This window comes from Microvirga arsenatis (genome assembly GCF_009910705.1).
Taxonomy (GTDB): domain Bacteria; phylum Pseudomonadota; class Alphaproteobacteria; order Rhizobiales; family Beijerinckiaceae; genus Microvirga; species Microvirga arsenatis.
In genome coordinates this window covers 1-8,076 of record NZ_JAAAXJ010000043.1, presented here as the reverse complement: position 1 = coordinate 8,076, position 8,076 = coordinate 1, and the positions used below count along the sequence as shown (strand labels likewise).

Sequence of the window (8,076 nt, the reverse complement as noted above, 5' to 3'; positions counted from 1 at the left end):
CGGCATGTTCTCACCGAATCGCCGCAGCGTCCCGACGACGCCGATATCGACGACCTGCTGCCCTTCAACTTCAACAAACAGCCAGCCTGAACCCCGCCTTACGACGTGCACTGAAATGCGCGCTTACCCTCATCGGAACGTCGGGTTGGTCTGTGCGTTCGCCCGGCAGTGTTGCTCGATCTTGAGAGGCCTCTCGCAGATAGCCGGGAGAGCGACAACAGCGGAGCACGATCATGAACAGCATTAAGCAATCGATGTTGGCAACAGCCCTCCTGATCGGCAGCGCGAGTATTGCACTTGCGCAAGGAGTTGGTGCAGTAGGAGGCACAGGAGCCAGCGGAGCAGGTGGCCTTGGTGGAGCTGGTGCCGGGACAACAGGCGGTACCGGCAGTAGCGGCGGATCTGGCGGGAGCCCTGCAACCACAGGCAGCACAACGCCCAATGGAGGCGGAGCTCCAATACTGCCACGACGCGGCTCGGGTGCGGGCGGAACTCTCGGTCAAGGCGGCGCTGCGGCTGGAAGCAGCGACCCTGGCGCAGCGGACACGAGCGGAACAACAGGTGTTCCTGGCGGGACCGGCACCCCCTCAATGCCAGCCGGTCGCTACTAAGACGTGGTGGCCACCTGCGCATGAGTTCGGCAGCCCATTGTGCGTGCGGCGCCAGCAAAGCCGCTGAGCGTCGGGGCAGAGCGGCAAGACCTGCCAGGCTGTAACTGCTCCCACATTCCGCTACTGCCCACCATCTCTACACATAGGTGTGTCTTCTGAGATCCGGGAGGCGTGGACCGCTGCAAGGTAGGGCTGAGATACGGCCGCGGCTCCGACCGGATGCACCGAAAGGACATCCGGCAACTCTTCATCGCCGGGTCGCCGTCTAATCGGATGCGCTTCGAGGCCGGCCCGCGTGGATGGCTGCAGCAGGCGCAGGAATCCCTTCGAGACCAATAGATCGACGCGAGCCTCCTTGGCCCGTCGTTCCATGCGGGAAAGGGCGTTCATCGCCGGTCCAAGAACGGTAAACTCGGCGCGTCGGTCATCATCGAAGACGCCCGCGAAGACGAGGCCTCTGTGTAATGCAGCGATGGCGCGAACACCCGACGGGGCATGGACATGCTCTTTCCATCCTTCAATCTGGCGCAGGATGTCGAGGGCGGCGGCCAAGGCAGACTCGGCCTGCTGTTCGGGGGTATCGTGAAGGAAGACGGCGAGCACCCCGTCCCCGAGATATTTATCAACAATGCCCCCGTGGTGAGAGACCGAGTCATGAACAAGGCGCCGAAACTCCGTTAAGGTCCCGATCACCTCGCGACGTGGACGCTCCCGCACGAGCGCAGAGAAGCCCCGTATGTCGACCGCTAGGAGGCAGACGTGGCGTTCGGCAATCTCGGCCTCGCCGTTGACCACCTCAGCGGCTATCCCTTCAGGCAAAAAGTGCGATAACAGCATACGATCCCACTGCACCCGCAGGATGGTCGCCCAAGCCAAGCGCATGCGGTGTACCGCGTAGAAGACGAAGCCTGCGGTAGCGACGAACAACAGGAGTCCAAGCACCTGTCGCGTTGCCAGAGGACTGGGACCAGCTGCCGCAAACGTCCCCGAGTCGGCAAACGTGGAGAGCGCTGCGAGCCATCCCACAGCTACAATGCCTGCATACGCCGCCACGAGGTCGCGCCGCAGCCTGAGCCCGGTCTGGATGAGCAGTAGGAACGCCGGGAACAGACTGACGGCATCCGTTGCGAGAGCCAAATCGTGGGTATCCCGCGGCAGATGGTCGGCGGTCACGTAGACCACCAAGCCAGCGTCAGTAACGGTGGCGACCCAGGGTAACCAGGATTGGCCTGCAGCGAAGCGCGAGGACAGCGCCAGCACGACTGTCGTCAGGCCATAGATCACCAAGACAATCCAGTGGCCCTCCCAGTGGCCATGGCCATATTCCAGGAGGGTAGCAGCTGCGAGCATCGCCAGCACCAGAAGTCGCGGCACAAGGGCCTGCCGGTCGAAGTCGTTTTCCAGATGCTGCGGCAGCTCGTTAGCCGAACCTCGCTGGCGGACAGCTTTGTCCACACCTGTGGCCGGCATGGTGGCTTCCTTGTTATTCTTAGTGGTCGCCGGCCGCCGCAAGGATCTACAATGCAGCGCCCGACGAGGTCTTGAGCTTACCTTGCCTTCTGCATTTTGACGAGGGTGAGTTGCCCGTTCACCCAGTCGGCCTGAAACTGCACCTTGTCACTCTGCTCGGTGGGTTTGAGTATCGCAGGTCTTGAGCGGGCTGATTGCCCTTGCAAGCCGACGAGGAGAGCGAGCGCAAGGTCTCCACTGATCGGCTGATCTCTCCTGAGAACGCTACTTCACCACGACGGTGCCCTTCATGCCGGACTCGTAGTGGCCCGGGATCAAACAGGCGTATTCGAACGTGCCAGCCTTGGTGAACTGCCACACGATCTCGTCACCCTTCTTGGGCTGCAGACGCCGGGCATTCGGATCCTCGTGCTCCATGTCCGGGTTCCTCTCCATCTGGATCTTGTGCTTGGCGTTCTCCTCAACCGTAGCCAGCACGAACTCGTGCTCCACCTCACCGTTGTTGGCGAGCTTGAAGCGCACCTGCTCGCCCGCCTTCACCTCAACCTTGTCGGGGAAGAACAGCATCTTGCCATCTGTTTCGCGCATGCTGACCTGCACCAGCCGGGCCGGCTTCTTCGGGTCGCCGGGCTTGCCGTAAGCCGCTTCATCGCCGTGCCCGTGACCAGCACCACCAGGGCCTGCCAGAGCAAGGCCAGTCGAGAGAAGGAGGGCTGAGAGCCCCCCGAAGAGAGTTGCAGTCTTCTTCATCGTGTCTGTGCTCCTTGTGCACCAAAGTCAGGCTAGAGAGATCAACCTGAACGCCTAATGATTGTTGTGCCCTCCGCCCGCAGTGCGGGCCGGTCGCTTGCGCGGATCGACAGCCTTGAACTCTGTCGCCTTGACGCCGCTGTCGGGTGAGGTCGCCCGAGCCGGCTCGGCGAGCTTCTCGCCGGTCCACTCATAGGCAACCGTGCCCTCCGGGTGCTTGTACCAACCCGGATCCTTGTAGTCGTTGTGGTCGAGCCCCGGCCGCACCTTCACAACCGAGAACATGCCGCCCATCTCAACAGGCCCAAACTGGGCATAGCCCGTCATCATCGGCAGCGTGTTGTCGGGCAGTGGCATCTCCATCGAGCCCATCTCGCCCATGCCGCTGCCGCCCATCGGCATGTAGCCGGGCGCGATCTTCTTGAGCGCCGGCGCGGTCATGTTCATGTTCACGCCGATGTAGGTGCGCACATCGTGGCCCATGGCGTTCATGGTGTGGTGCGACTTGTGGCAGTGGATCGCCCAGTCACCTGGTGCATCGGCCACGAACTCAAACGCCCGCATCTGCCCGACCGCCACATCGACCGAAACCTCCGGCCACTGCGCCGTCTCCGGCACCCAGCCACCGTCCGTGCCGGTGACCTTGAAGTCGTAGCCGTGCATGTGGATCGGGTGGTTGGTCATGGTCAGGTTGCCGAAGCGGATGCGGACCTTGTCGCCCTGGCGCACCACGAGCGGGTCGATGCCCGGGAATACCCGAGTGTTGAAGCACCAGAGGTTGAAGTCCGTCATCTCGTTGACCCGGGGCACGTACGAGCCGGGTTCGATGTCAAACGCGTTGAGCAGGAACACGAAGTCGCGGTCGACGCGGCGCTCGGCCGGATCACGCGGGTGCACCACGAAGAAGCCCATCATGCCCATCGCCATCTGCACCATCTCGTCCGAGTGCGGGTGGTACATGAAGGTGCCGGACTTCTGCAGAATGAACTCGTAGACGAACGTCTTGCCCGGCGGAATGTGTGGCTGGGTCAAGCCGCCGACGCCGTCCATGCCGCTGGGCAGGAGCTGGCCATGCCAGTGCACCGCCGTGTTCTCCGGCAGCTTGTTGGTGACGAAGATGCGCACCTTGTCGCCCTGCACCGCCTCGATGGTCGGTCCCGGCGACTGGCCGTTGTAGCCCCACAGGTGGGCCTTCATGCCGGGCGCCATCTCGCGCACCACCGGCTCGGCGACGAGATGGAACTCCTTCCAGTCGCCGTTCTGGCGCCACGGCAGCGTCCAGCCGTTGAGGGTGACGACGGGCTGGTAGTCCGGTCCGCTCTTTGGGTAGAGCGGCGGCTGCATGGTGGCTTCGGTCATGGTGGGCGCCTCAGGCAGGCTGGCCGCCTGTGTGCGTCCACTGATCATGCTGGCTCCGGCGAGGGCCAATCCCCCGGCGCCGAGAAACCCTCTTCGCGATACGGTCATGGTTGTCTCCTCAAGTGTTTCAGTGTCCGGCAGCGGCGGCTCCCCCGCCGCCGGCCGCCGCAGTGGCTTCTCCGCCGGCCTCGCCACCGCCGCCTGCCAGACCACCCACAAGAGCGGCCTTGAGGTCGGTCGCGGCGATCCAGAAGTCGCGGCGGGCGTTGATGGCATCGACATTGCTCAGGATGCGGGTCCGGGCGTCGATGATGAGCTGGCTCAGGTCGACGAGCATGCCGCTGTACTGCAGCAGGGCTTCATCCTGGATCCGCTTCTGCAAGGGCAGAACACGGTTCTGATAATGCCGGGCGAGATCGAAGTTACCTTGGCAGCACAAACACGCCTCGGGTGCTTCCGACTGGGCAATTGACCCCACTCCACCAGTCGATTAGCGGCCCTCAGAGAAGTCTCCGGGGCGCCATAGGCCGCACCGGTGCCAAAGCTATAGATGGGGATCTGGAAGTCGGTCCACAAGCCGCGACGCCTCGTCATGTCCCATTTGATCTTGGTACTGTCCGCCTCGCTGACCGCAGCTAATTTTGCCCGCTCGTAGCAGCTGGTGCCTACCGCGGCTTTGCTTGGTAGATTCCAAAGCAGCCTCTACCGTATACGATCAATCAATTCCAAGCTGGGTTAGCTCCCTTTCTGCTCAATGTATCCAGGCATAAAAGTGTCCGACAGCCGAACTAATGTCGACTCAGCTGTAGTAAGGGGTCGTGATCTAGCTGAACAGATCGCACCAGGCCTCGTCGCGAGCTCCTTGGCTCAGCGCAGATTGCTAAGCCTAGCTACCAGCTGTAGATTTTGGTTCGTAGGACTGCGGCTTAGATTAGTCTTGCGAGGAACAATGCGGAGTTCATTGACTGCAATGACCTTGGCGGCTGCTCTGCTGGGGTCGTCAGCTTTGCAAGCTGATGAGGCGGAGATCAGTGCTGTTAAGGCCGTGCTGGCGGCCTACAAGGCATCGGTTGAGAGGCTGGATGCCTCCAGCAGTGTCACTCTATTCACGGAAGACTCAGCTGTCTTCGAGAACGGCGCGTCAGAGGGGACCTTCAGACACTACTTGGGCCATCACCTTGGGCCGGAGTTGAAGGAGGTGAGGTCGTTTCGCTACTCGGATTACGCAGTAACCGTGAAAGTGGACGGACCCTATGCTCTTGCGGCCGAGACCTACCGGTTTCGGATCGAGCCGACGAGGGGAGGCGTGATCGAGCGTCAGGCTGTTGCTACCAGCGTGCTGCGCAAGCAGGGCAATGACTGGAAGATCGTCCAATCTCATAACTCGTCTCGGCGGCCGTAGGAGGGCTGAGGCCAACGCAGCCTGCTTCAGCCCTTGCCGAAAGGGCAATCCACCTTGTACGGTTGTTGCGATTACACCGTGATTTCGCGGCGTAGTTCCCTTACGAGGCCTTGAGAGCCTCCCCCTTCAGCCGTCTCGGATTGATCCGGACGGCTTCTTTTTTGGAGGTCAGACTGGTTGACTCACCTGCGCCTTAGCTCTGGGTTCTGATCCTCAGGGTAAGGAGCACCTGTATTGCGTTGATCCAGCATGTCCCCCCACTTAGTCTCGTCGACGCGGCATTGTCCTCTGCTGCATGTGACCGTGACGATCCGGTGCGAGGTTGCCGCGCAGTTTGCCTCATACACGTTTATAGCGCCCTGATCCCAAAGCAACTTGATCTTAGGCATCAGGCAACCTGCCAGCCTGAGAGTATTCTGTAACTCTGCGTCATTTGCGCGAAGAGGGAGGGTCGCTACCAGCAGGACGGCGAGGAAACCACCGCTCACAGCGGCTAAAGTGCGAGTGTGCCACAGCATTGTCTATTACCTCAAATACTCTGAACAGGAGTGCCACGGGTGAGAACCCGTGGGCAGCAGTTTGGCAGTCCAAGGTGCCACTTCGAGATTGCCCCTGGCTCAAATGCAGACCCGAACCCAGGTCCGATGCGGTCCATGGGGCGAGTGCACCCACCTCCGCGTGAGAAAGCAGTTCCTATGGACAGAAGCGGTGTAGCCCCGGTAGCCGTAAGGCCTCCATACGCCGGAGTAGCCAAACCTGGCCGCAGCACGCGTCAGACCACCATAGCCCCGGCGCCGGTCGGTGCGGAAATGGATGGGGTGCCTGTGGTGATGAGCACGATACCGATGATGTCTGACAACGCCGCCGTGATGAGGGTGGCGAATACGGCTTTGAGCGCTCTCATGTGAAGTAGTTTGGACTTAATCTGACAGACGGTGTCGTTAGGCTGAGGCATGAGCCGAGGCCGGGCGCGGAGTGGTCGGGGTGCGTAGCGCCCGGCCTCGGCGTTCCCAAGGAGCACCGTCATGACCAACGAGCAGAAGATCATCAGGGCCAAGGTCGGCCTGCTGGAGCTGGCCAAGCAGCTTGGCAATGTCAGCCAGGCCTGCAAGATGATGGGCTATTCCCGCGACAGCTTCTACCGCTTCAAAGAGCTCTACGAGACCGGCGGCGAACTGGCCCTGCAGGAGCTGACCCGGCGCAAGCCGCTGCTGGCCAACCGCACCCCACCTGAGTTGGAAGCGGTGATTATCGAGCTGTCCCTGGAGCAGCCCGCCTTCGGTCAGATCCGCCTGGCCAATGAGGTGCGCAAGCGCGGCCACTCGATCTCACCCGCCGGCGTCCGTGGCGTCTGGCAGCGGCATGATCTCGAGACGATGAAGAAGCGGCTCAAAGCTTTGGAAGCGAAGGTCGCACAGGAAGGTCTGATCCTGACCGAGAGCCAATTGGCGGCCCTGGAGAAGGCCAAAGCCGAGAAGGACGCACATGGCGAGTTCGAGAGCGAGTGTCCTGGCTATTGCGGAGCCCAAGACACCTTCTACGTCGGCACGATGAAAGGGGTGGGTCGGATCTACCAGCAGACCTTCATCGACACCTACACCAAGGTGGCGTTCGCCAAATTGTACGACCGCAAGACCCCGATCACCGCGGCCGACCTGCTCAACGATCGTGTCCTGCCGTTCTTCGATGCTCACGAGGTGAAGTTATGTCGGGTGCTTACCGACCGCGGCACTGAGTACTGCGGCAATCCCGAACACCATGAGTACGAGCTCTATCTGGCGATCGAGGACGTGGACCATTCCCGGACCAAGACCAAAAGCCCGCAGACGAACGGCATCGTGGAGCGCTTCCACAAGACGGTGCTGGACGAGTTCTATCGCGTGGCGTTCCGCAAGAAGATCTACGGCTCAATTGCCGAACTGCAGGGCGATCTCGACGCCTGGGTGAGGAGTTATAATGAGGAACGGCCACACCAGGGCCGGTGGTGCTTTGGCAAGACACCGATGCAGACCTTTGTGGATGACGTTCCGCTAGCAAAGGAGAAAATGATCGCCGCATGAAGCAATCAGACAGATGGCCCGACCAATCTCCGGACGCCAACTGTCAGATCAAATGCCGACTACTACATCTCATGATCGCGGTGATGCCAGCCGCTATATCCAGACTGGGCTAATCCGGGCGAAGGCATAAGCATCCCAGCGAGCATAGCCACTACAAGAACCGTTATCTGACGCATAGCTGCCTCCTGTCGAGGACACGCACATAATAGCACGAGGCTCGCGAGAGCGGCACAACATCGCCCTTCCGATGGCACTGATCAGGGCCAAAGCTGTCAGAGGGCACTGGCCATCGAGCAGGGTGCCGTCTGGGATGTGGTGGACTTTTGAGAGGGTGGCGTAGTCTCCGGGTGTTGAAGCCCACAAAACGGGATTCGGGCGTTGGAGCGCCAGGGTCCCATTGGAGACCACGCCATGACGGACCCTA

7 protein-coding genes are annotated in these 8,076 nt (G+C 61.3%); 2 read left to right on the top strand and 5 right to left on the bottom strand.

Annotation, left to right across the window (positions count from 1 at the left end):
- Window positions 1–731: 731 nt before the first annotated feature.
- The 4 genes from GR303_RS23905 to GR303_RS23890 all read right to left on the bottom strand — a co-directional run bounded on the left by GR303_RS23905 (window position 732) and on the right by GR303_RS23890 (window position 4,572).
- Complete coding sequence (locus tag GR303_RS23905; protein WP_161726926.1) at window positions 732–2,081, bottom strand: adenylate/guanylate cyclase domain-containing protein; 1,350 nt, start codon at window positions 2,079–2,081, stop codon at window positions 732–734.
- 264 nt (window positions 2,082–2,345) lie between these two features.
- Entirely contained in the window at window positions 2,346–2,831 is a 486-nt protein-coding gene (locus GR303_RS23900) for a cupredoxin domain-containing protein (protein ID WP_161726924.1), read from the bottom strand.
- Window positions 2,832–2,885: 54 nt separating this feature from the next.
- A complete protein-coding gene (locus tag GR303_RS23895; RefSeq protein ID WP_161726922.1) occupies window positions 2,886–4,298 on the bottom strand; it encodes a multicopper oxidase family protein in 1,413 nt (470 codons plus the stop codon).
- 19 nt (window positions 4,299–4,317) lie between these two features.
- The gene (locus GR303_RS23890; protein WP_161726920.1) at window positions 4,318–4,572 is read right to left on the bottom strand and encodes a hypothetical protein; all 255 of its coding nucleotides are present in this window, start codon (window positions 4,570–4,572) and stop codon (window positions 4,318–4,320) included.
- 588 nt (window positions 4,573–5,160) lie between these two features.
- On the opposite strand from GR303_RS23890, the gene GR303_RS23885 reads away from it, so the two are divergent.
- Window positions 5,161–5,592 carry a YybH family protein gene (locus GR303_RS23885; protein WP_161726918.1) on the top strand — a complete coding sequence of 144 codons (432 nt, stop codon included), beginning with the start codon at window positions 5,161–5,163 and terminating at the stop codon, window positions 5,590–5,592.
- Between the two features lie 772 nt (window positions 5,593–6,364).
- On the opposite strand, the gene GR303_RS25265 is transcribed toward GR303_RS23885, so the two are convergent.
- A complete protein-coding gene (locus GR303_RS25265) occupies window positions 6,365–6,496 on the bottom strand; it encodes a hypothetical protein (RefSeq protein ID WP_262032524.1) in 132 nt (43 codons plus the stop codon).
- Between the two features lie 121 nt (window positions 6,497–6,617).
- Between GR303_RS25265 and GR303_RS23880 the strand changes: the two genes are divergently transcribed.
- Window positions 6,618–7,652: an IS481 family transposase gene (locus GR303_RS23880; RefSeq protein WP_161726917.1), complete on the top strand. Its 1,035-nt coding sequence runs from the start codon at window positions 6,618–6,620 to the stop codon at window positions 7,650–7,652.
- The last annotated feature ends 424 nt before the right edge of the window (window positions 7,653–8,076 follow it).